Source organism: Pandoraea apista, from assembly GCF_001465595.2.
GTDB classification, from domain to species: Bacteria; Pseudomonadota; Gammaproteobacteria; order Burkholderiales; family Burkholderiaceae; genus Pandoraea; species Pandoraea apista.
In genome coordinates, this window is record NZ_CP013481.2 from 3,589,037 (window position 1) to 3,612,826 (window position 23,790).

Here is a 23,790-nt window from a genome sequence, read left to right on the forward strand (position 1 = left end):
GGCTACCCGCGCGCCGCCGGTGTCGGTGCCGTCAGAGGCACTGACGCACGGCGTCGGCGAGCGACTGCGGGCCGGTTGACCCGAGATAGAGCGAACCCTGGCTGCCCGGCTTGTTCGGTGCGAGATCGAGAATGGCGAGAACGCCATCGTCTTGCGAAGAGAGTTGGAGCGTTTGACCGGTGCCGGCCTTTTGCCGTTGCAGACGGGCATAGGGCAACTGCTTCTTCCAGAGACGCGCCGTGCAGGCACTCACGCGCGCGAACGCCTTTTTCGACGAGCCCTGCCACACCGCACCGTTGCTGCGTGCGTCGTCGACCGTGTCGCGATAGGCGGGCAACGTCTCGACTTTTACATTTTCCGGTGCAACGTCGGCCACGCTGCCCACTGGCGGATCGTCGGCCGACGCAACGGGCGCCGTCTGCGCACACGCGGCCAGCAACACAACGAGCACGCCCGCTGCCGCCACCGCCCCCGTGGCACTGCGCCGCGCCCCGCGCGTTGTGCCGGAATTCCTGTCCTTGCCCCGGTTCATGCCCGCTCCACGCTTGCAAATGGCTGTCGCACGCGCCCTGCCTTCCGGCTGCCGCAGCCAGCCGGGCATCGTCGTGACGACCGCTTGGTATCTGGTTCCGGCGCCCAATCGCCGGTGGGATGGAGGACTGCTGGCCGCGCGATGTCTTTATGCATCGAAGTCGGACCACAGCTCGCGCCGTATTGTTCGTTCTACTCTGGTAATGGCAGCATGCTCCCGCGCACGCCCGCGCCTTGCATTGCGGGCCTGCGCCCTATCGGGGAACGCACCGCCGGTTGGCGCTCATCTTACTCGTGTTATTCATAGCATGGCAATTCGCGCAATGCGCGCTGGCCCGAATCGCGTATATTGCATGTTTCTGTCACACTGCGCCGCACCGCCTCGCGCACGACCCTGCTGCGAGCCGACGTGCACTCCCGCCCACCGGCCCCGGATCGACCGTCCGGCCGGTACGCCATAAGCGATAACAACCTGCGGGCCGATCGACACACGTGGTGCACGTGAATCCAGCCAACCCGTATCCATTTTTGCGACTGTCCCGATTTCCATGTCCAGCAATGCGCAAGCCCCGATCATCGTCATCGCCCCCGATTCGTTCAAAGGTTCACTGAGTGCCCCGGAAGTGGCGCGCGCCATTGCGGCCGGCATCGCCCGGGCACTGCCGCAGGCCGATCTGCGACTGCGCCCGATGGCCGACGGCGGCGAGGGCACGCTCGACGCCCTGCTCTCCGCAGGCGGACGCCGCGTGCCGCTGTCCGTGCGCGGCGCCGGCCAGGCGTCGGTGACGGCCGAGTACGGCATCATGCCCGACGGCACGGGTGTGCTGGAAAGCGCCAATGTGGTGAGCATCACCGACCCTGTCGGCATGCAGACACCGGTGGCCGAACGCTCAACCGTTGGCCTCGGCGAACTGCTGCGCGCCTTGCTCGATACCGGCGCGCGACGCGTGCTGATCGGTCTGGGCGGCAGCAGCACGAACGACGGCGGGGCCGGTCTGCTGGTCGGTCTCGGTGCACGCTTGCTCGACGACTCGGGTGAAGCCGTACCACCGGTGCCTGCGGCGTTGCATCGCGTAGCGTCGATCGATCTGAACGGGCTGGATGCGCGTCTGAAGGATTGCGAACTGATCGCCATGTCCGACGTGAACAATCCCCTCAACGGCACGCAAGGGGCGACAGCAATCTTCGGGCCGCAAAAGGGTGTGAGCAACGCACAGATCGAACCGCTCGACCGTGCCATTGCGCATTTCGCCGGACACGCCCATCGTGCCTTCAACGCCAATGAGGCGGCAAGCCGCGCCGGTGCCGGTGCGGCAGGCGGTCTCGGCTTTGCGTTGCATTTGCTGGGGGCGCAATTCCGCTCCGGGGCGGAAGTCGTCGCCGAGCGTGTCGGGCTGGCACAGGCGGTCGAAGGCGCCGACTGGCTCATCACCGGCGAGGGCCGTAGCGACGGCCAGACACTCTCCGGCAAGACACCCATGATTGCGGCTCAGGTAGCGATCAAGGCGGGCGCAACGGCATCGCTGCTCTCCGGTGCGATCGATCGCAGCGCGCTCGACAGCCTCTCGCGCGTGTTCTCGGGGTGCTTCTCGCTGACGTTCGGCCCGACCACGCTGGAGAAGGCGATCGCCGACGCCGCCGGCCTGCTGACCGACAGCGCGGAACAGATGACTCGCCTGCGTTATACGCACAAGGGCTGAGCTGCCCGCGTCGCCCTCAGCGCGTCAGCGCGTCATTGCGTCATCGACGACGCCCGGTAATGCCGCCGAAATTGCCCCCCGTGCCGGCGGCAAGCGGCGAACGGGCGGGCGCCGATGACCCGGCGCGTTGCCCCGCCACCGCCCCCCCTCAAAATCCGCATCACACCATCAGATCCACGAACTGATGCACCGGCATTGCTTCGAGCCGTTGCTGATCGAGCGCGACATCGAGAATGCGCGCTTGTGCGCGGGCCGCGAAACGCCGCGCCAGATTCGTTTTGAACTTCTCTACGAGCAGCGGAATCCCCTCGGCGCGTCGACGCATGTGGCCGATGGGATATTCGACCAGTACTTCGTCGAGCGTCGTGCCGTCGGTCAAAGTCACGGTCAGTCCGTTGGCAATCGAGCGCTTGCCGGGATCGTGATAGTCGCGGGTGAACTGCGGATCTTCCTCACAGACGATGTTCGCGCGCAATGCATCGATACGCGGATCGGCCGCGACGGCGTCCTCATAATCGGCCGCCGTCAGCCGCCCGAACAGCAGCGGCACCGCCACCATGTACTGAATGCAGTGATCGCGGTCGGCCGGATTGGCGAGCGGCCCCTGCTTGTCGATAATCCGAATCGCTGCCGCGTGCGTGCGGATTCTGACCGAGCGAATGTCTTGTGCGCTGCGTCCCATCGCCTGCAATTGACGATGCAATGTCATCGCCGCCTCTGCGGCCGTCTGCGCGTGAAACTCCGCCGGAAATGAAATCTTGAACAGCACGTTCTCCATCACGTACGAACCGTAGGGACGCTGAAACGTGAACGGCTTGCCCCTGAACAGCACGTCGTAAAAGCCCCAGGTCTTCGCGGTGAGTACCGACGGATAGCCCATCTCGCCAGTGCGCGCCATCAGCGCGAGCCGCACGGCACGGCTCGTCGCATCGCCAGCCGCCCATGACTTGCGGCTGCCGGTGTTCGGTGCATGACGATACGTGCGCAAACTCTGCCCGTCGATGAACGCGAGGGAGACGGCATTAATCAGTTCGTCACGGGAGAGTCCGAGCATTTCGCCGACAACCGCCGTCGACGCGACTTTCACCAGCACAACGTGATCGAGGCCAACCTGGTTAAACGAGTTCTCCAGCGCCAGACAGCCCTGAATCTCATGCGCCTTGATCATGGCCGCGAGCACGTGGCGCATCGTCAATGGCGGCTGGCCCTGGGCCACCGCCGTGCGCGAGAGCCAATCGGCCGTCATCAGAATGCCGCCGAGATTGTCTGAGGGGTGTCCCCATTCAGCAGCCAGCCACGTATCGTTGAAGTCGAGCCAGCGAATCATCGCGCCCAGACTGAACGCCGCCTGCACCGGATCGAGTTGATACGGCGTGCCGGGGACTTTCGCGCCGTTCGGCACGATCGTGCCCGGCACAATGGGTCCCAGCAGCTTGGTGCACGCCGGATAGGACAACGCTTCGAAACCGCACCCAAGCGTATCGATCAGGCAGTTGCGAGCGGTATCGAAGGCGAGATCGCTGCCGATCTCGTAGGTCAGGACGTAGTCGACAATGTCCGAGAGAACCTTGTCGGGCGAAGGACGCACATTCGAAATGCCACCAGACATCGACGACCTCCTGTAATTACAGGTTCAGAACGCGTCTCCGGGAATTCGCACCCAGCCCTCCATCAGCACACGGGCACTGCGACTCATGATGGCCTTGGTGACGGTCCACTCGCCGCCTTCCTGCTTCGCTTGCGCACCCACGCGCAACGTGCCCGACGGGTGCCCGAAGCGCACCGAGTTGCGCTCCCCGCCACCGGCAGCCAGATTGACCAGCGTACCCGGAATCGACGCCGCCGCGCCGATACAGACCGCCGCCGTGCCCATCATGGCATGGTGCAGCTTGCCCATCGACAGGGCGCGCACGAGCAGATCGATGTCCTCCGGGTTCACCACCTTGCCACTCGACGCCGTGTAGCCTGCCGGCTTCGCCACGAAGGCGACCTTCGGCGTGTGCTGCCGCGTGGCCGCTTCCGATACGTCCTTGATCAGGCCCATACGGATCGCGCCGTGCGCCCGAATCGTCTCGAACATCGCGAGCGCCTTCGGATCACTGTTGATCGCGTCCTGCAATTCCGTGCCGCGATAGCCAATGTCTTCCGCATTGAGGAAGATGGTCGGAATGCCGGCATTGATCATCGTCGCCTTGAAGGTCCCCACGCCGGGCACTTCGAGATCGTCGACGAGATGGCCGGTCGGGAACATGGCGCCACCCTCACCGTCTTCCTCGGCGGCCGGATCGAGGAATTCGAGTTGCACTTCGGCGGCCGGAAAGGTCACGCCGTCGAGTTCGAAGTCCCCCGTCTCCTGCACTGCACCGGCTGTCATCGGCACGTGCGCAATGATCGTTTTGCCGATGTTGGCCTGCCAGATACGCACGACAGCCACGCCATCGCGCGGCACGCGTGCGGGGTCCACCAACCCGCCGCTGATCGCGAACGGGCCGACGGCGGCCGACAGATTGCCGCAGTTGCCGCTCCAGTCGACAAACTTCTGGTCGATCGACACCTGACCGAACAGATAGTCCACATCGTGCCCCGGCCGTTCGCTTTTCGCGATGATGACCGTCTTGCTCGTACTCGACGTGGCCCCGCCCATGCCGTCGATCTGCTTGCCATACGGGTCGGGACTGCCGATCACACGCATGAGCAGCGCGTCGCGCGCCGCGCCCGGCACCTGGGCGGCGGCGGGCAGGTCCTGCAGACGAAAGAACACGCCCTTGCTGGTGCCGCCACGCATGTAGGTGGCGGGAATGCGGATTTGTGGCTGATGCGCCATCACGTCTCTCCTCAGGCAGCCGCCTGCGACGATTCCAGAAAGTCCTGCGCGAAGCGCTGAAGCACCCCGCCCGCCTCGTAGATCGACACTTCTTCGGCCGTATCCAGACGGCAGGTCACCGGCACTTCCACGCGCTCGCTGCTTCCGTCTTTCTTATGGCGGTGAATGACCAGCGTGAGATCCGCGCGCGGCGTGCGCTCACCAATCACGTCGAACGTTTCACTGCCGTCGATGCCAAGCGTCTTACGGTTCGTGCCCGGCTTGAATTCGAGCGGCAACACGCCCATGCCGACCAGATTGGTGCGGTGAATGCGCTCGAAGCCCTCGGCAACGATGGCCTCGGTGCCTGCCAGACGCACGCCCTTGGCCGCCCAGTCGCGCGACGAGCCCTGACCGTAATCGGCCCCGGCAATCACGATGAGCGGCTGCTTGCGCGCCATGTACGTCTCGATCGCTTCCCACATGCGGGTGATCTTGCCTTCCGGCTCGATACGCGCGAGCGAACCCGTCTTGACCTGGCCGTCGACCACGACCATCTCGTTCCTGAGCGTCGGGTTGGCGAACGTGGCGCGCTGTGCCGTCAGGTGATCGCCCCGGTGCGTGGCGTACGAATTGAAGTCCTCTTCCGGCAGTCCCATCTTCGCGAGGTACTCGCCGGCCGCACTGTCGGCCATGATCGCGTTCGACGGCGAGAGGTGATCCGTCGTGATGTTGTCGCCCAGCACGGCAAGCGCGCGCATGCCGCGCAATGTGCGCTCACCGGCAAGCGCCCCCTCCCAATACGGCGGACGCCGGATATAAGTGCTCGACTCGCGCCACTGGTACAGCGGTTCGGCCGGCTCGCCATGCACGACAGAGGCAGCGAACATCGGCTCGTACACGCGCCGGAATTGTTCCGGCTTGACGCTGCTCGCGATGATCGCGTCGATTTCTTCGTCGCTCGGCCACAGATCCGCAAGCCTCACGGGCTTGCCGTCGGCGTCGACGCCCAGCACGTCCTTCTCGATGTCGAAGCGGATCGTGCCTGCAATGGCGTAGGCCACCACCAGCGGCGGCGATGCGAGAAACGCCTGCTTCGCGTATGGATGAATGCGGCCGTCGAAATTGCGGTTCCCCGAAAGCACCGCCGTGGCATACAGATCGCGCTCGATGATTTCTTGCTGGATCGCGGGATCGAGCGCCCCCGACATTCCGTTGCAAGACGTGCAGGCATAGGCTACGACACCGAAGCCGAGCGCCTCCAGTTCCGGCAGCAGCCCGGCCGCTTCCAGATACAGTGTGACGGCTTTCGACCCCGGGGCCAGCGAACTCTTCACCCACGGCTTGCGCGCGAGCCCCGCGCGATTGGCGTTGCGCGCGAACAGTCCCGCAGCAATCATGTTGCGCGGGTTGTTGGTGTTCGTGCAGCTCGTGATCGCCGCGATGATGACCGCGCCGTCGGGCATCAGACCCGGCTCGTTTTCGACTTTGCCGCTGATCCCGCGTGCGGCCAGCTCGCTCGTCGGCACGCGCTTGTGCGGGTTCGACGGGCCGGCGATGTTGCGCACCACGCTCGACAGATCGAACGTGAGTACGCGCTCGTACTGCACCTTCGTCAGACTATCGGCCCACAGCCCCGCTTGCTTCGCATACGTCTCGACCAATGCCACGAGGGCGTCGTCGCGGCCGGTGAGTTTCAGGTATTTGATCGTCTGCGGATCGATATAGAACATCGCCGCCGTAGCGCCGAACTCCGGCGCCATGTTCGAGATCGTGGCGCGGTCGCCCAGCGTGAGATTCGCCGCCCCTTCGCCATAGAACTCAAGGTAGGTGGATACCACCTTTTCCTTGCGCAGGAATTCGGTCAGCGCCAGCACGATATCGGTCGCCGTAATGCCGGGCTGCGGCTTGCCCGTCAGTTCGACGCCGACGATATCCGGCAGACGCATCCACGACGCGCGGCCGAGCATCACACTCTCCGCCTCCAGACCGCCCACGCCAATGGCGATCACGCCCAGCGCATCGACCATCGGTGTGTGCGAGTCGGTGCCAACGAGTGTGTCGGGATACGCCACGCCGTCCGTCACCTGAATCACCGGGCTCATGCGCTCGAGGTTGATCTGGTGAAGGATGCCGTTGCCCGGCGGAATCACGTCGACATTGCGAAACGCGTTCTTCGTCCAGTTGATGAAATCGAAACGGTCTTCGTTACGGCGATCTTCAATGGCGCGGTTCTTCGCGAACGCGTCCGGATCGAAGCCGCCACACTCGACTGCCAGCGAGTGGTCGACAACGAGTTGCGTGGGCACCACCGGATTGACCAGCGACGGATCGCCGCCCTGCGCTGCAATGGCGTCGCGCAGACCGGCGAGGTCGACCAGCGCGGTCTGCCCGAGAATGTCGTGGCAGACCACGCGCGCGGGAAACCACGGAAAATCAAGATCGCGGCGTCGCTCGATCAGTTGTTTGAGCGAATCGGTGAGCGTTGCTGGATCGCAGCGGCGCACGAGGTTCTCGGCCAGCACGCGCGACGTATAGGGCAGCGTGTCGTAGGCGCCCGGCGAAATGGCGTCGACAGCAGCGCGGGCGTCGAAGTAATCGAGCGACGTCCCGGGCAGCGTTTTGCGGTATTCGGTGTTCATCATGTGAGGAAGGTGTCGGCCCGGCCTGTGGCAGTGGTCAAACGATATCTCTGAACGGCAGACGGGGCAGCGACGGCGATCCTGCCACCGCCGCCCGGTCGTCCGGGCAAATCATGCCCGGCTCGGACAATCTCAGCGCTTTTCGATCGGCACGAACTTCTGATCTTCCGGCCCGGTGTAGTTGGCGCTAGGACGAATGATCTTGTTGTCGATGCGCTGCTCGATGATGTGCGCGCTCCACCCCGACGTGCGGGCAATCACGAACAACGGCGTAAACATCGCGGTCGGCACGCCCATCATGTGGTAGCTGACTGCGCTGAACCAGTCCAGGTTCGGGAACATTTTCTTGACGTCCCACATCACCGACTCCAGACGCTCGGCAATGTCGTACATCTTCGTGTTCTGCTGATCCTTCGAGAGTTCGTGCGCCACTTCCTTGATGACCTTGTTGCGCGGATCGCTCACGGTGTAGACCGGATGGCCGAAGCCAATGATCACTTCCTTGTTCTCGACGCGAGCGCGAATGTCGGCCTCGGCTTCGTCGGGCGAGTCGTAGCGCTTCTGAATCTCGAAAGCCACTTCGTTCGCACCGCCGTGCTTCGGGCCACGCAGCGCGCCAATGGCACCGGTGATCGCGGAGTGAATGTCCGAGCCCGTGCCGGCGATGACCCGCGCCGTGAAGGTCGACGCATTGAATTCATGTTCCGCGTACAGGATCAGCGAGGTGTGCATTGCGCGCACCCACAGGTCAGACGGCTTCTCGCCGTGCAGCAAGTGCAGGAAGTGCCCGCCGATGCTGTCGTCGTCCGTCTCGACATCGATACGCACGCCGTTCTGGCTGTAGTGATACCAGTACAGCAGCATTGAGCCAAGGCTTGCCATCAACCGATCGGCAATGTCGCGCGCGCCGGGCACGTTGTGATCGTCCTTCTCCGGCAGCACTGTGCCGAGCACCGAAACACCGGTGCGCATCACGTCCATCGGATGTGCTGCGGCGGGAATGGTCTCAAGGGCGTCCTTGACGGCAGCCGGCAAGCCGCGCAGCGACTTCAGCTTGGCCTTGTAACCGCGCAGTTCCGCCACGCTCGGCAGCTTGCCGTAGACCAGCAGATACGCGATTTCCTCGAACTCGGAGGTCTGGGCCAGATCCAGAATGTCGTAGCCGCGATAGTGCAGATCGTTGCCCGAACGGCCCACGGTACACAGGGCGGTATTCCCGGCGGTCACCCCCGACAGGGCGACGGATTTCTTCGGTTTGAAGCCAGTGGCAGTCGTCTCGCTCATGCTCATTCCTCCAGGATCAGGGATTCGGTTATTTCTGTTGGGCGAACAGAGCGTCGAGCTTCTGTTCGTAAGCGTGGTAGCCGATGCTCTCATAGAGTTCGGCGCGCGTTTGCATGGTGTCGAGTACGGCCTTTTGCGTGCCGTCGCGACGAATTGTGTGATAGACGTTCTCTGCCGCCTTGTTCATGGCGCGGAAGGCCGAGAGCGGGTACAGCACCAGACCGACCTGCGCATGCTTCAACTCTTCCACGGTGAACAACGGCGTTGCGCCAAATTCGGTAATGTTCGCGAGCACCGGCACTTTCACCGCGTCGGAGAACTGGCGATACATTGGCAATTCGGTCATCGCTTCCGGGAAGATCATGTCGGCCCCCGCTTCGACACAGGCGCAGGCGCGGTCAATGGCGGCTTGCAGCCCTTCCACTGCCAGCGCGTCGGTGCGCGCCATGATGACGAAATTCTCGTCGGTACGCGCGTCGACCGCAGCCTTGATGCGATCAACCATCTCCTGCTGACTCACGATGGCCTTGCCCGGACGATGGCCGCAACGCTTCGCGCCCACCTGATCTTCGATGTGCATGGCGCCTGCGCCAAACTTGATGAGCGACTGCACCGTGCGCGCGATGTTGAATGCCGACGGACCGAAGCCGGTATCGACATCGACCAGCAACGGCAGATCGCAGACGTCGGTGATGCGGCGCACGTCGGTGAGCACGTCGTCGAGGGTGGAAATGCCCAGATCGGGCAGGCCGAGCGAGCCCGCCGCCACGCCACCGCCGGACAGATAGATCGCCTTGAAACCCGCTGCCTTGGCGAGCAGGGCATGGTTGGCATTGATCGCGCCGACAACCTGCAACGGTTGCTCGGTCTTGACGGCCTCGCGGAAGGCGGCGCCGGCCGAACGAATGGTTTGCGTCACTTGAGTCCCTCGGTCGTGTCATGCACGACTCGCGGCCTGAGCCACCGAATCGCACGTTGGTTAAGTTGCGGCTTCTTCAATAGCAATGGCCGTGCCAGCCGGGCCATGCACCTTGTCCGGGAACGGGTATCTCTCTCCTAATGCATTCATTTGTCAGCGGAAATTCTTCGCGGATGTGACGTTTACGTCAAGTCGATTGTCGTCCGCCGCGCCTCATACATGTCGCGCTATGTTTCATTTTGAAACATACAATGAAACAATATGTTGCAGCATGCTACGATATGGCTTCATGTCTCGCGGCAGGGTCTGTCCATCGCCGCGTGTTCGCCGATGAGTTACGCCATGCCCAGCGCCGCCGATCTTCCCTCCCGCCTGCCCTCCCGTCTTCCGGCTGCTGCCGCAAGCGTGGCCCGCACGACGCTCGCGCAACCCGTGACCGCCATGCGCAAGCCGGTAATCTGGGCGGTGGGCATCAGCAAGCTTGGCGAGTTGTACCGTGACATCGTGCCGGATTACGCCGCCCACGCCGATGTGCAAATCATCGACAAGGGCTATGAAGCTGTCATCGAGGCACTGGAACGATTGCCCGCCGGCAGTGTTGACGGCATCGTTGCTGCCGGATCAAACGGTGCGTTTCTGCGCGAGCGCGTTGCTTTGCCCGTGGTGCTCGTGAAGGTGACCGGCTTCGACGTGATGCACGCACTCGCGCGAGCCCGTCGCGCCTTGCCCTCCCCCTCGCCCGCGTCGCGAATCGCGCTGGTGTCGTATGCACGGCCTGCGCCCGAATTCGAACGCTTCAAGAGCGCCTTTCACCTCGACATAGCGCAACACGCCTACTTCGATGCTCACGATGCGGAAGATCTGGTGCACCGGTTGCGCGACGAAGGCATGGAAGTCATTGTCGGCCCTGGCCTCGTGACCGAGCTGGCCGAGCGGGCCGGGCTGACAGGCGTGTTTCTTTACTCACAGGATTCGGTGCGCGCCGCATTCGACACCGCGCTCGAAGTGGCGCGCTTCGGGCGCATTGAAGCGCAGCGTCGCGAGCGGCTCGACACCGTGCTGCGGCACTTACACGAGGGCGTAGCGGCAGTCGATCTGAACGGGCGCATCGAGGCGATCAATGCTTCGATGGCAGGTATGCTCGGCGTAACGGTTGCCGACGCCGTCGGCCGGCCGCTGGATGCCATTGCCCCTGCGCTGGATATTGCGCGCACGCTCGAGACCGCGAGCGCCGAACTCGAAGCCATCGTCTCGATGGCAGGCAAAACGTGGGTCATCAATCGCATTCCGCTTCTCGATCAGGGCACGCTGACGGGCGCGTTGCTCACCTGCCAGGACTCACAATCGTTCGCTCGTGTGGATCGTTCGCTGCGCTCGCGCCATCGCCCCCGTCATCTCGTGGCGCGCTATCGGCTCGACGATCTGATTGGCGATTCGGCGGCCATGACACAGGTGCGTACGCTGGCGCGCCGTTATGCGCAAACCAACTCGACCGTGCTCGTTCATGGTGAGAGCGGCACCGGCAAGGAACTGCTCGCCCAAGGCATTCACAACGCCAGCCGGCGACGCGATTACCCGTTCGTCGCGATCAACTGCGCTGCATTTCCCGAGACGCTGCTCGAGAGCGAGCTGTTCGGCTATGAAGACGGCGCATTCTCGGGGGCGCGTCGCGGCGGCAAGGCGGGATTGTTCGAGACTGCGCACAACGGCACTGTCTTTCTCGACGAGATCGGCGAGATGCCAATGCCGCTGCAAACGCGTCTGTTGCGGGTCTTGCAGGAGCGCGAAGTGCTTCGTCTGGGGGCCACCGAGCCCGTGCCCTGCGATGTGCGCGTGATTGCCGCCACGCACCGCGATCTTCGTCAGCAAGTCGCCGCCGGCCTGTTTCGTGAAGACCTGTATTACCGGCTCAATATTCTGCGCATGGTCTTGCCGCCGCTGCGCGAACGCATGGACGACCTGCCGCGGCTCACCCCGCTATTTCTCGAACGTGCACTCGCGCGTGCCGGGGCCCGTATGAGTGTCGACGCGTTGCAGGCATCGCTGCTGCCGCTGCTCGCCACCTATCGGTGGCCGGGGAATGTTCGGGAACTGGAGAATCTGCTGGAGCGCATTGCGGTCGTGTGTGCAGACGTTGTCGACGCCCGGGAAATCGGCCATGCGCGATTGATCGAGATTGCCCCCGAGCTTGGCGTGACACCGTCAGATGTTTCAAAAGCGAACAATGGATGGAAAATCGGGGCGCACGAGCCGTTTGAAAACGGTGCTACCGGGAAGGACACTGGCACGACGGCGCCCCTGTCAGGCCGCGCTCGCCGCGCCGCCGAGGAACTCGACCGCATTCACGCCGCACTGGCGGCGTGCGGGGGTGATCGCAGCGCCGCCTGCGAGGCGCTTGGCATCAGCCGATCGACACTCTGGCGCAAACTTCGCGACACGCGAGACGGCTGAGGATCATCGAGCGAGCGCAAAACGCCCGGTCAATGCTGGTGACGGATGCGATCCCACATCTCGTGCCAGTCCAGACGCTTGTGCTCTGCCGACTCGTCGTGATGTGTCACCCAGAAATGATCGACGAGCATACCGATGGCAAAGCCGACGAGCAGCGCCACAAGCATCATCGAAACGTTGAGCATGGACATGGCGGCCTCCTGTCGGTCGGGGTGATGCTTCCATTCTAGTCAACCATTTTCATGCCGTTGTCCCGATCTCCGAGCGGCGCAGGCATAAAAAAACCGGGGTCGAAACCCCGGTTTTTCATTGCCTCGACGATGCGTGCAACACGCATCGGAAGCGGCTTCAATGCCTACCACGTCGCGATCAGCGCGCCCTTGAACTGGGTTTCGATGAACTTTTTCACTTCCTCCGAGTGATAGGCCTCGACCAGTTGCTTGACCCACGGCTTGTTCGCATCCTGCACGCGCACGGCGATCAGATTGGCATACGGCCCCTTCAGGTCTTCGATGGCGATGGCGTCACGTTGCGGCACCAGACCGGCTTGCGCGGCAAAGTTCGTGTTGATCGAAGCGGCGTCCAGATCGGGCAATGCGCGCGGCAATTGTGCAGCTTCGAGTTCCACGATCTTCAGCTTCTTCGGGTTCTCGGCGATGTCCAGCGGCGTGGCATTCTTGCCTTGCAGGCCTGCACGCAACTTGATCAGACCTTCCTTTTGCAGCAGAAGCAGCGCCCGGTTGCCATTCGACGGGTCGTTCTGAATACCGACCTTCGCGCCGTTCGGCAGATCCTTGAGCGACTTGAACTTCTTCGAATAGAAGCCCAGCGGCGAGACGTACGTGAGACCGGCGCTCACGATCTTGTAGCCACGGTCCTTGATCTGGCTGTCGAGGAACGGTTTGTGCTGGAAGCCGTTGGCGTCGAGATCGCCGGCGTCGAGCGCGGCATTCGGCTGTGCGTAGTCACTGAACTCGATGATCTTGATTTCGAGGCCGCGCTGATGCGCTACCTTCTTCACCACCTCGAAGATCTGCGCGTCCGAGCCGGCCATTGTGCCGACCTTCAAAGGCTTGTCGGCCGTCTGAGCCGAGGCGCCGAGGGATGCCAGCGCAAACGTAGCGCCGAGGAACGCGTTAATCAGTTGACGGGACAGCATGTGCGATTTCTCCTTTGCTTATTTGACGCCTGTTGGGCGCCTGTTCGGTATCACGCGAGCCTGATGGGCCCGCAGCGGTTACGGAAGAACATTAGCCCCTCGCGCAACCCAGACCCCGGATGCTGCCACAGGTGCGGGTTTACGCGAAATACATAATTGGTATTTCCATATCCCCCATTCGTTTCGATAGGCTTGGCAAATGAAAAAAAGCCCCCTCGATTTACCGAGGGGGCGCGTCGTCGGGAGAACAGCCTGATCACGGGCCGGGGGGGTGGCACGGCTGACGGCAGCGCCGCCAGCCGGTCGCATCAGGAACCGACGATTAACCTGTGAGACTCGCTATACCGCTGCAATGCTGAGCAGACCCTGCACGCGCTGTGCCGAGCGTGTGCAGGCTGCCCCCGACTGGCTCAGGGACACGGCTCCTCGCCGTTCTGGCCATTCATCGAACATCCACCGCCACCACCGAATCCGCTGGGGCCGCCGAAGGCGGCAAGCCCGTTGCCACCGGCCGAACCGCCAATACCGAGTCCGCCAGGACCGGAACCGCCACCACCGCCGCCGGAGCCTGCCCCAACACCACCACCGGTGCCGCCACCTGTCCCACCGCCGGTGCCACCACCGCCGCCGCCACCGCCGCCACCGCCGCCACCACCGCCGCCACCGGGGCCACCGCCGCCGCCGCCGCCACCACCGCCACCACCGCCGCCACCGCCACCGCCGCCGCCGCCACCACCGCCGCCACCGCCACCGCCGCCGCCGCCACCGCCACCGCCACCGCCGCCACCACCGCCGCCACCGGGGCCACCGCCGCCACCGGGGCCACCGCCGCCACCGGGGCCACCGCCGCCGCCGGGGCCACCGCCGTGTCCGCCGCAACCGCAGCCTCCCGCGCCGCCGATACCAACGCCTACCCCTACGCCAACGCCAGTTCCAGTCCCGCCGGGTCCTCCAAACGCACCCAGTCCGCCGAATCCACCCGCGCCGCCAAAACCGATGCCGCCCCCCCCGCCGCGCCCACCGCCACCCCCGGCGGCATACGACGCATTGATCGAAATCCCACACAGCATGGCTACCGCCGCTGCGCCCACCAAAGTCGCCTTGAACCCGTTCATGGTCCCCTCCCCGCGCACGCGTACTTTCACTTCGGAACACACAGAACCCCGCCAGAAAGTTCTGCGTTACGGCGTGTGCGCTTCAACGAAAACAGGCAATAGGGGGGCCGCCCGTGCGTTGATGCACAGGGAATCCTTGCCAACTGCCTGCGGAAATTCCGGGTTAGCGCTTCGCCATACACGATTCACATACGCGAATTCCGTGCCAGACGATTCAACCCATTGATTTAAAAGAAATTAATAACTCAATCTGCGAGACATCGAAAGAGCGCCTGCCGAAAACGTATCGTTCTTGAAACGCTTGCAACGCAGATCGTTCCTGCTCAACGATCGTCTGCCCGCACGATTCACCGTCACGACACCGGCTCGCGAACCGTACGGCACACCTGATGCAACGCGTGTGCCCGCAGTGCCGACGAGGAACGCGATGCACGACCATTGGCTCAGTTGGCGTCGATCAGTTCGGCCGACGACTCTCGTAAACACGCGGCGAAGAGTTGCGCAGCAGGGGTCGTCGTATCTTCGCGCCAGTAGAGAATCGCCTCGCCCAAGGGGCCGAGTGGCGGTAGTGGCAGCACTCGCATCGAGCCGCGCTGAACATAGCGGCGAGCGAGCGACAGCGGCAGGATCGAGACAAAATCCCCACCTCGGAGCAACGAGAGATTCAACGCCAGCGAACTCGACTCGATAGCCGGACGCTGCAATGTGACGCCATGTTCGGCAAGGATCTCCACCATCGTTGCGAACGCGGGCGAACCACGCATCGGCGTGATCCAGCGCACATCCTGGAGATCCTCCCAGGTGACAGGCCTGTCGGCACTGTCATGCCCGCCCAGCGGATGGCGTGTGCCGACCACAAACACGAACGGCTCATGATGCAGCGATTCGTGACGCATGACGGGCAAGTGGCCGGTCACGCGATTGCGCCCGAGCGCCAGATCGAGATTGCCCTCGTCCATCATCTTGAGCAGACGGTCGAGTGTGGCTTCCACGAAAGAAAACGACGCATTCGGCGCGCGCCGCGTGAACAATTCGACCGCATGCGCGATCAGCGGCTGCGGAATCGTGACCACGGCGCCGAAGCGCACATGGCCTGCCGTACCGGCGCTCAGCGCACTGACGTCGCGCCGCGCCAGTTCGATCTGCCGGAGAATCTCGCGGCCTCGCTCGACAAGCACGCGCCCGATGCCGGTCAGCTCCACGGCATTGCCCACGCGACGCACGACCGGCGCGCCCAGCGCCTCTTCAATCTCCGCAATCTGCTTGGAGATGGCCGGCTGCGTGACGTGAAACGCCGCCGCCACCCGCGTGACCTGCCGCAGTTCGCCCAGCGTCACCAATATGCGCAAATGCCCCAGCTTCAGGCCACTACGGAAAAAACGTTCTATCGAGGTATCGGTCGTCGTTGACATGGCGGGCGCAAAAAAGCCGTAGCGTCGTATAGGCGCGGAACGCCGACATCATAACCAAACGGTAATGCCGCGAGCACAAAGTGTGATTTGCCGCAGTGCCCGCCCTGCCCTTACCCTCTGATCGAGCAGTATGGCCGCGCGGGGACCTCCCTGGGGCATCGGACAGTCGAGCACGACCGCATCCCTGCCTGTCCGAGACGCCACCGTATAACCGAACGCGCACAGGCTGCCCAATAACTCGACGTGCCGAATGGCACGCATCCACGGAGACATCACCCATGAGCACGTCCCTTTCCGGCGCCGGCGCGCAGCCGCATGCCGTCCTGGACCCCATGCAGCGCAACGCGCTGTATCGCAAGCTGACCTGGCACATCATCCCGTTCCTCTTTCTCGCCTTCATCGTGGCGTACATCGATCGGGTGAACGTGAGCTTCGCGAAACTGGAAATGCTCGCAGACCTGTCGTTATCCGAAACGGTTTACGGCGCGGGCGCGGGCGTGTTCTTCCTCGGCTATTTCATTTTCGAAGTGCCTAGCAATCTGATCCTGCATCGCGTAGGCGCACGCATGTGGATCGCGCGCATCATGGTCACGTGGTCGATCATCTCCTGCCTGACGATGTTCACGCAGGGGCCGGTCTCGTTCTACGTGCTGCGCTTTTTGCTCGGCGTGGCCGAAGCCGGTTTCTTCCCCGGTATCGTGCTGTACCTCTCTAAGTGGTTCCCCTCGAACAAGCGCTCGCAGATCATCGCCCTGTTCATGGTGGCGATTCCGGTGTCCGGCGCCATCGGCGGCCCGCTGTCCGGTTGGATCATGCAGCGCTTCGGCGGTCTGCACGACCTCGCCGGCTGGCAATGGCTGTTCCTGATCGAGGGCATCGCTTCGCTGTTCGTGGGCATCGCCGCGTTCTTCGTGTTGCAGGACCGGATCGAGACAGTGAAGTGGCTGAACGCGGACGAGAAGCGCCTGCTTGCTCAGGACCTCGCGGCCGACGACAGTACACGCGCCCACCAGAGCGTGCGGGAGGTGTTCGGTAACGGCAAGGTCTGGTTGCTCGGCCTGCTGTACTTCTGTATCGCGATGGGCAATTACGGCCTCGTGTTCTGGCTGCCAACGATGATCCGCGCAGCCGGCGTTGCCAACCTCGGCAACATCGGGCTGCTCTCGGCGGTGCCGTCGCTCGTGAGCGCCATCGCCATGATTCTGGTCGCTCGCCACGCCGACCGTCATAACGAACGCCGCGTGCATGTGGCCGTGTGCTGTGTGCTGGGGGCCGCCGGCATGCTGGCCTCGGTGTTGCTCGCCCAGCATCTGTGGTGGTCGATGGCAGCGCTCATTGTGGCAGCCATCGGTATCAATTCGATCGCACCGGTCTTCTGGGGCATTCCCACGGCAATGATGGGCGGCGCCGGTGCGGCGGCGGCCATCGCGCTGATCAATTCGACCGGCAACCTCGCGGGCTTCGTCAGTCCGTATGTCATTGGCTTTCTCAAGGACAGCACCGGCCAATTGCTGCCGGGCATGATCGTGCTGGCGTGCGCGCTGGTCGGCGGTGCCTGCATCGTACTGTCTCTGAAGCCGCAACGGAGTCACGCATGAATTTTCCCGTCTGCCTCGTGACCGGCGCCGCCACCGGCATCGGCGCCGCCACGGCCCTGCGCTTCGCCCGCGAGGGCTGGGCCGTGGCCATCAACAACTTCGACGACAGCACCCGCGCTGCGGCGGAATCGGTCGCAGCGCAGTGCCGCGACGCCGGTGCGCAAACGCTCGTTATCGATGCCGATGTCGGTGACGACGCCGCATGCCGCCACATGGCGAGTGCCGTCGGCGCGCAGTGGGGCCGGCTCGACGCGCTGGTGAACAGCGCAGGCACCACGCGCGTGATCCCGCACAGCGACCTCGAGGCGATCGACGACGCCGAGTTCGAGCGAATCTATCGCGTCAATCTGATCGGGATGTTCCAGATGACACGTGCCGCCGCTGGGTTGCTGCGCGAACGTCCGGCGGGCGCGTCGTCTGCCGCCGTCATCAACATTTCGTCGCTGGCGTCGCTCAACGGCACGGGGTCGTCGATTGCCTATGCTGCGTCGAAAGGGGCCGTCAATTCGCTGACGCTCTCGCTCGCGCGCAATCTCGCCCCGCAGGTGCGCGTGAACGCCATTGCACCCGGCATGGTCGATGACGGTCTGCTGCGTCGTGTGCTCGGCGACGACGCCTATGCCCGCGTGGTCGACGGCATGCGCGAGAACGCGCCGCTCAAACGCGTTTCGCAGCCCTCGGAAATCGCGGACCTCGCCTGGTTCCTCGCCGCCCATGCGCCGGCAATGACCGGTCAGGTGCTCGCCATCGAAAACGGTTTGCTGCTGAACACCTGAGCGACGGCGTCAGCGCAGCGCGCGCAACACAACATAAGGAAGTCCCCATGACAGATCTGCACAAACACCGCTCCCGAACCGTGACTGAAGGCGTGACGCGCACGCCGCACCGCGCGTTTCTTCGCGCCACCGGTCTCGACGACGCCGCCATCGAAAAACCGTTCGTCGCCATTGTCGATACGTTTGGTGAGAACACGCCCTGCTCCATGTCGTTGAATCAGGTCTCGGACAATGTCCGGCTGGGCGTGGCAGCCGGCGGCGGCGTGCCGATCCGCGGCTCGGCAATCTCGGTGTCGGACGGCACCTCGATGAATCACGCCGGCATGCGCTTCTCGCTGGTCTCGCGCGAGACGATTGCCGACAGCGTCGAGCTGTTCGTGCGTGCGCATTGCTACGACGCCCTCGTTGGCGTGGCCGGCTGCGACAAGACGCTGCCCGGCATTCTCATGGGCATGGTGCGCGTGAACGTGCCCGGGGTGTTCCTGTTCGGCGGCGCAATGCTGCCGGGCGTGGCGCCGGACGGCACGCAAGCGACGATCCTCACCGCCATCGAAGCGGTGGGCGCCGCGCAACGCGGCGACATGAGCGCCGACACACTACTCGGCATTGAAAAACACTGCACGCCGACCGCCGGCTCGTGCCCCGGACAATTCACGGCGAACACCATGGCCATGGTCGCGGAAGTGCTCGGTCTCGCGCCGCTGGGCTCGGCCATGGTGCCCGCGGTGTATAGCGAGCGCATCGCCATCGCACGGCGAGCAGGAGAAAACGTCATGCGCGCCCTGCGCAACGGCGGCCCGTTGCCGCGAGATCTGGTCACGCGCAAGAGTCTGGAAAACGCCTGCGCCGCCGTGGCCGCCACCGGCGGCTCGACCAACGCCATGCTGCATATTCCCGCGATTGCGCATGAAGCCGGTATTTCCTTCACGCTCGACGACGTCTCCGAAGTCCTCGCGCGCACGCCGCTCATTGGCGACATGCAGCCCGGCGGCCGTTATCTGGCGGTCGATCTGCATCACGTGGGCGGGGTACCTGCCGTGCTCAACGCGCTGCTCGCGGGCGGCCATATTCACGGCGATACGCTCACGCAAAGCGGCGAGACCCTCGAAGTCGCGCTGCGTGCGTTTCCCGGGCCCGACGGGCGCGTGGTCAAACCGCACACCGAACCGCTCTCGCCGAACGCGGGACTGGTGGTATTGCGCGGCAACCTGGCCCCGGACGGCGCTGCACTGAAGACGGCCGGCCTGAAGCAACTGGTCTTCTCAGGCAACGCGCGCGTGTTTGAAACGGAAGAGGACTGCATGGCCGTCGTCTCGGCGGGTACGTATCGCGAGGGCGACGTGCTGGTCATTCGCAACGAGGGCCCCAAAGGCGGGCCGGGCATGCGCGAAATGCTGAGCGTGACGGCCGCGATCTATGGGCAGGGGATGGGCGAAAAAGTCGCGCTGCTCACCGACGGGCGCTTCTCCGGGGCAACGCGCGGCATGTGTATCGGCTACGTGGGTCCGGAGGCCGCGGCCGGTGGCCCGATCCGTTTATTGCGCGACGGCGACCGCATCCATATCGATGCCATCAAGGGTAAGCTCGACGTCGAACTCTCCGACGAGGAACTCGCCACACGGGCCGCGCAAACCCGACCGTTCGTGCGCGGACGTCTGGGCGGTGTACTGGAAAAGTACGAAGCGCTCGTGCGGCCCGCCAAGCTCGGCGCCGTCACACATTCGGGGGCGGTGGAATGGCCTTACGAAGCCTCGCTCGGTGAGACGGCAACCCGGGAGGACACACATCGATGACTATCTCACGTGTCGGCTTTTGCGGCATCGGCCGCATGGGCGAACCCATGACGCAGCGCCTGCTCGCTGCCGGACATGACGTCGCCGTATGGAACCGCTCGGCAGCGAAGCTCGCGGCCTTGACCGATGCTGGCGCAATGGCCTGCGTCACCCCTCAGGCGCTGGGCGAATGCGTCGATATCGCCCTGCTCTGCCTCGGTGACGGCAAGGCGGTGGAGGACGTGGTTTTTGGCGAGCACGGGCTCGTGCACGCGGCCACGCCGCCGCGCTTTCTCGTCGATCACTCGACGCTCTCGCCGGCGTTGACCCGCACGCTCGCCAAACGCTGGCATGACGCGACCGGCAGTGTGTGGATCGACGCACCGGTGTCCGGTGGCACCGCCGGCGCAGCGGCCGGCACGCTCGCCATCATGGCTGGCGGCCCGGCGCACGCCGTCGAAGCGCTCACCCCGGTACTTCACGCGTTCTCTTCGCGCGTCACGCGAATGGGCGATACCGGCGCGGGCCAGACCACCAAGCTCGCGAATCAGGCGATCGTCGCCACCACCCTCGCCGGGTTGGACGAAGCCTTTGTACTGGCCAAGCGCAGCGGTATCGACACGTCGGCCGTGCCATTCGCTCTGCAAGGCGGCTGGGCCGATTCCGTCCTGCTGCAAACGCTTTGGCCGCGCATGGTGACCCCTCCGGCGCAAGCGACCGGCACGGTTCGGGTGATGCTCAAGGATCTCGATGCGATTGCTGAACTCGCTCACACGAGCGCTACGGTGCAGCGCGTGCTGCCCGAGGTGCGTCGTCTGCTGAGTGACGCCGCGCAACGCGGCATGGCGGATTGGGATTTGTCCCAGATTTTCCGGATCGGCGAAGCCGAGAGTTCGCCGCAGGCGTGATCGTGCAATGGCACGATGACGTGAATGAGGCCGACCATGCCCATAGGGCACGGCCGGCCATCACGCGAGGCTTTACTTGACCTGCACGGTCGCGAAGTTCTGGCGGCCGAACGGGCTCACCTGATAGCCCGACACATCAGCGCGCGTGATCACCGCAGCCGTCGGATGGGCCAGCGGAATCCACAGCGCGTCTTCCTTGATCGTCTTCTGCGCGGCCTGATACTTCGCAGTACGCGTGGCCACATCGGGCGTGCGTTTGCCGTCGCTGATCAGCTTGTCGAGATTGGCGTCGCAGAAACGCGCGAAGTTCGTGCCCGAGGTCACGGCCGCACAGCTGAACTGGGGCGTGAGGAAGTTATCGGGATCGCCGTTATCCCCCGACCAACCCATGAACAACAGGTCGTGCTCGCCCGCCTTGCCCCGGCGAATCAGCTCACCCCACTCCACGGTCTTGATCTGCGCCTTCACGCCGATCTTCGCCAGATCGCTTTGCAGCATCTCGGCGCCCACGCGCGGATTCGGGTTGAGCAGACTGCCAGCCGGCCGTGTCCAGATCGTCGTTTCAAAGCCTTGCGGGAAACCGGCGTCGGCGAGCAGTTTCTTCGCCTTCTCGATATTGTGCGGATAATCCGCCACGTTCTTGGCGTAGCTCCACGTATTCGGCGGATACACGTTGGCCGCCGGGGTTGCCGTGCCTTCGAAGACCTGCTTGACGTAGCTCGGCTTGTCGAACGCCAGATTCAGCGCCTGACGCACACGCACGTCGTTCAGCGGCTTGTGCTGCGTGTTGATGGCGACGAACGCCGTCATGAAGGCCGGCGTTTCCACAACCTTGAGCGCCTTGTCCCCGCGCGCCGCCTGCACGTCGAGCGGCTTGGGCGACAGTGCGATCTGGCACTCGCCGACCTTGACCTTCTGGGCACGCACTGCGGCGTCGGGCACGATCGTATAGATCAGGCGTTCCGAGGCCGGCTTGCCGCCGAAGTACGACGCGTTCGCGTCGAAACGAACAACACTGTCCTTCTGATAGCTACGGAAGACAAACGGCCCCGTGCCGATCGGACGCGCATTCAGTTCATCCGTCTTGTTGGCAGCCATGAGCTTATCCGCGTACTCGGCCGAATAAATCGACGCGAAACCCATCGACAGCATCGACAGGAATACGGCGTCCGGCTCGGACAACGTAAAGCGAACGGTGTTGTCGTCGACCTTTTGCACGGACTTGATCAGCTTGCCCAGCGAGAGCGATTGCGCATGCGGGAAGCCCGACGGCGTGAGCTTGTGCCACGGCGCGTTGTCGTTGAGCATGCGCTCGAACGTGAAGACAACGTCGTCTGCGTTGAAGGCGCGCGTCGGTTTGAAGAGGTCGTTGCTATGGAAGCTCACGTTCGGGCGCAGCGTGAACGTGTAGGTCAGGCCATCGGGGCTGACTTCCCACCGGGTCGCCAGACTCGGCACGACTTTCGCCTGCGCCGCATCGAATTCGACCAGACGGTTGAACACCGGATCGGCAGACGCATTGGTGGTGGTAAGCGAGTTGTAGCGCACGACATCGAAGCCTTCAGGGCTGGCTTCGGTACACACGGTCAACGGTTTGGCGTGCGCTACGAGAGGCACCATTGGCAGGGCAAGGACGGTCAGAACAGCAGCGAGATGACGACGCGAGCGACGGTGCATGAGCTTCTTCTCCAGGAAGTCGATGACGGTTGATAAGCAGCCGGCCAGAATAGCGCAAATTCAGGATAACTGCCTTTACACGAGCGCATATGCATATAACCGCTGTCACGAATCCCGAAGCCGAACGTCAGTTCTGCCAACCGAAGGCCCGCATGCGGTGAACGATGCTGTCGCGCGCGGCCACCACGGTCAGCCGGGAGCTGACCGACATGTCGTAGAGATACCGTGTGCGCCCCGCATAAGGCACGCTCACGTAGGGATGTGCCAGTAACGGGATCGCCGCCCCCGTCGCCAGCGCCTGCCCCTCGCCTGCCAGACGCGCCAGACACAAGCGATGCGCGGCGTCGCGCGCCACCGAGAATGGATCGCCCTGCTGGGCACTCCGCCGTGCCGTGTCGTCCGGCCCGGTCGGTGCTGGCGCGTGTGCGGTCAGGGCGACCGGCCCCTGCCCCACGGCAACGAACAACCACAATCCCGCGTGCGCCATATCGACCCAAACCTTACCGTGCGGTCCGTCGCACGCGAGCGACGACACCCCGGGCGTAGGTGCCGGGACAGGCGCCTGCGCAGGAGGGCAATGGAACCAGCGGCCGAAAATCCAGCGTAGTGCGATGCGCTCCGACAAGAAGCGATGGCGCATCTGGGGGCGTGGCAGCCGCCGCGCAAGCGCATGCTCCGCCGCCGAGAGCCAGGTCGCGCCGTCATCGGGCCCGCCGGCGCTCGCGCCCGTCGCACCGAAGGGGCGTCCGGCGAGCAGAAAGCGCCACAGCCACAGTTCGTCACCACCGCATTGCGGAGAAGCATGCGCCGCAGCAGGCCGATCGCCGTCGGACTTCTCGGCAGTCTGCCTGTCGCTGCTGGCCAGCGCACGATGCTGTTCGCCACCGCTCAGCTTGCGCTCCCCCTGACCGAACTGCCCCAGCGGCACATAGGTCATGGAAGGCGTTGGAATCGACGCTACGCGCGGCGTCAGATCAACCGTTCGTTTCAACATCAGCATTTACGACCTCCACGGGCGAGGTCTCCGATGACGCGGCTTGCTT

Annotated in this window: 18 protein-coding genes; 6 read left to right on the forward strand and 12 right to left on the reverse strand. The window is 64.1% G+C overall.

Annotated elements, in window-relative coordinates; all coding sequences use genetic code 11:
* Positions 1 to 31: 31 nt before the first annotated feature.
* Positions 32 to 532: a hypothetical protein gene (locus tag AT395_RS16360; protein ID WP_042116668.1), complete on the reverse strand. Its 501-nt coding sequence runs from the start codon at positions 530 to 532 to the stop codon at positions 32 to 34.
* A gap of 547 nt (positions 533 to 1,079) precedes the next feature.
* Between AT395_RS16360 and AT395_RS16365 the strand changes: the two genes are divergently transcribed.
* Entirely contained in the window at positions 1,080 to 2,231 is a 1,152-nt protein-coding gene (locus AT395_RS16365) for a glycerate kinase (RefSeq protein WP_042116669.1), read from the forward strand.
* A 160-nt stretch (positions 2,232 to 2,391) separates the two neighbouring features.
* On the opposite strand, the gene AT395_RS16370 is transcribed toward AT395_RS16365, so the two are convergent.
* The 5 genes from AT395_RS16370 to prpB all read right to left on the reverse strand — a co-directional run bounded on the left by AT395_RS16370 (position 2,392) and on the right by prpB (position 9,879).
* On the reverse strand, positions 2,392 to 3,840 hold the full coding sequence (locus AT395_RS16370) for a bifunctional 2-methylcitrate dehydratase/aconitate hydratase (RefSeq protein WP_048629776.1): 1,449 nt from the start codon (positions 3,838 to 3,840) through the stop codon (positions 2,392 to 2,394).
* Positions 3,841 to 3,864: 24 nt separating this feature from the next.
* A complete protein-coding gene (prpF, locus tag AT395_RS16375; RefSeq protein WP_048629777.1) occupies positions 3,865 to 5,055 on the reverse strand; it encodes a 2-methylaconitate cis-trans isomerase PrpF in 1,191 nt (396 codons plus the stop codon).
* Positions 5,056 to 5,066: 11 nt separating this feature from the next.
* Positions 5,067 to 7,679, reverse strand: a complete 2,613-nt coding sequence (gene acnD, locus AT395_RS16380) for a Fe/S-dependent 2-methylisocitrate dehydratase AcnD (RefSeq protein ID WP_042116673.1) — start codon at positions 7,677 to 7,679, stop codon at positions 5,067 to 5,069.
* A gap of 129 nt (positions 7,680 to 7,808) precedes the next feature.
* Positions 7,809 to 8,960, reverse strand: coding sequence for a bifunctional 2-methylcitrate synthase/citrate synthase (prpC, locus tag AT395_RS16385; protein ID WP_042116674.1), 1,152 nt, complete (start codon positions 8,958 to 8,960; stop codon positions 7,809 to 7,811).
* A 28-nt stretch (positions 8,961 to 8,988) separates the two neighbouring features.
* Positions 8,989 to 9,879, reverse strand: coding sequence for a methylisocitrate lyase (prpB, locus tag AT395_RS16390; RefSeq protein ID WP_042116676.1), 891 nt, complete (start codon positions 9,877 to 9,879; stop codon positions 8,989 to 8,991).
* 441 nt (positions 9,880 to 10,320) lie between these two features.
* On the opposite strand from prpB, the gene prpR reads away from it, so the two are divergent.
* Positions 10,321 to 12,330, forward strand: coding sequence for a propionate catabolism operon regulatory protein PrpR (prpR, locus tag AT395_RS16395; RefSeq protein WP_048629782.1), 2,010 nt, complete (start codon positions 10,321 to 10,323; stop codon positions 12,328 to 12,330).
* Positions 12,331 to 12,359: 29 nt separating this feature from the next.
* On the opposite strand, the gene AT395_RS25625 is transcribed toward prpR, so the two are convergent.
* From AT395_RS25625 to AT395_RS16410, 4 genes are all read right to left on the reverse strand, one after another.
* Positions 12,360 to 12,521: a hypothetical protein gene (locus tag AT395_RS25625; protein ID WP_156181660.1), complete on the reverse strand. Its 162-nt coding sequence runs from the start codon at positions 12,519 to 12,521 to the stop codon at positions 12,360 to 12,362.
* Positions 12,522 to 12,685: 164 nt separating this feature from the next.
* A complete protein-coding gene (locus AT395_RS16400) occupies positions 12,686 to 13,489 on the reverse strand; it encodes a MetQ/NlpA family ABC transporter substrate-binding protein (RefSeq protein ID WP_042116678.1) in 804 nt (267 codons plus the stop codon).
* A gap of 410 nt (positions 13,490 to 13,899) precedes the next feature.
* Positions 13,900 to 14,604 (reverse strand): hypothetical protein, encoded by a 705-nt coding sequence (locus tag AT395_RS25630; RefSeq protein WP_156890207.1) that lies wholly within the window; start codon positions 14,602 to 14,604, stop codon positions 13,900 to 13,902.
* A 443-nt stretch (positions 14,605 to 15,047) separates the two neighbouring features.
* A complete protein-coding gene (locus AT395_RS16410; protein ID WP_042116679.1) occupies positions 15,048 to 16,016 on the reverse strand; it encodes a LysR family transcriptional regulator in 969 nt (322 codons plus the stop codon).
* 278 nt (positions 16,017 to 16,294) lie between these two features.
* Between AT395_RS16410 and AT395_RS16415 the strand changes: the two genes are divergently transcribed.
* Genes AT395_RS16415 through AT395_RS16430 form a run of 4 tightly spaced genes read left to right on the forward strand, consistent with a single transcriptional unit; the run spans position 16,295 to position 21,070 of the window.
* Positions 16,295 to 17,614, forward strand: a complete 1,320-nt coding sequence (locus tag AT395_RS16415; RefSeq protein WP_042116681.1) for an MFS transporter — start codon at positions 16,295 to 16,297, stop codon at positions 17,612 to 17,614.
* Positions 17,611 to 18,390, forward strand: coding sequence for an SDR family NAD(P)-dependent oxidoreductase (locus AT395_RS16420; RefSeq protein ID WP_048629784.1), 780 nt, complete (start codon positions 17,611 to 17,613; stop codon positions 18,388 to 18,390). Before AT395_RS16415 ends, AT395_RS16420 begins: the two co-directional genes overlap by 4 nt.
* 47 nt (positions 18,391 to 18,437) lie before the next feature.
* The gene (ilvD, locus tag AT395_RS16425) at positions 18,438 to 20,183 is read left to right on the forward strand and encodes a dihydroxy-acid dehydratase (protein WP_048629785.1); all 1,746 of its coding nucleotides are present in this window, start codon (positions 18,438 to 18,440) and stop codon (positions 20,181 to 20,183) included.
* Positions 20,180 to 21,070 (forward strand): NAD(P)-dependent oxidoreductase, encoded by an 891-nt coding sequence (locus AT395_RS16430; protein ID WP_048629786.1) that lies wholly within the window; start codon positions 20,180 to 20,182, stop codon positions 21,068 to 21,070. The genes ilvD and AT395_RS16430 overlap by 4 nt, the downstream gene beginning before the upstream one ends.
* 72 nt (positions 21,071 to 21,142) lie before the next feature.
* Here AT395_RS16430 and AT395_RS16435 read toward each other — a convergent pair whose 3' ends face one another.
* Positions 21,143 to 22,747, reverse strand: coding sequence for an ABC transporter substrate-binding protein (locus AT395_RS16435; RefSeq protein WP_042116689.1), 1,605 nt, complete (start codon positions 22,745 to 22,747; stop codon positions 21,143 to 21,145).
* A gap of 127 nt (positions 22,748 to 22,874) precedes the next feature.
* Positions 22,875 to 23,747 carry a 4'-phosphopantetheinyl transferase family protein gene (locus tag AT395_RS16440; RefSeq protein WP_048629787.1) on the reverse strand — a complete coding sequence of 291 codons (873 nt, stop codon included), beginning with the start codon at positions 23,745 to 23,747 and terminating at the stop codon, positions 22,875 to 22,877.
* Positions 23,748 to 23,790 lie beyond the last annotated feature (43 nt).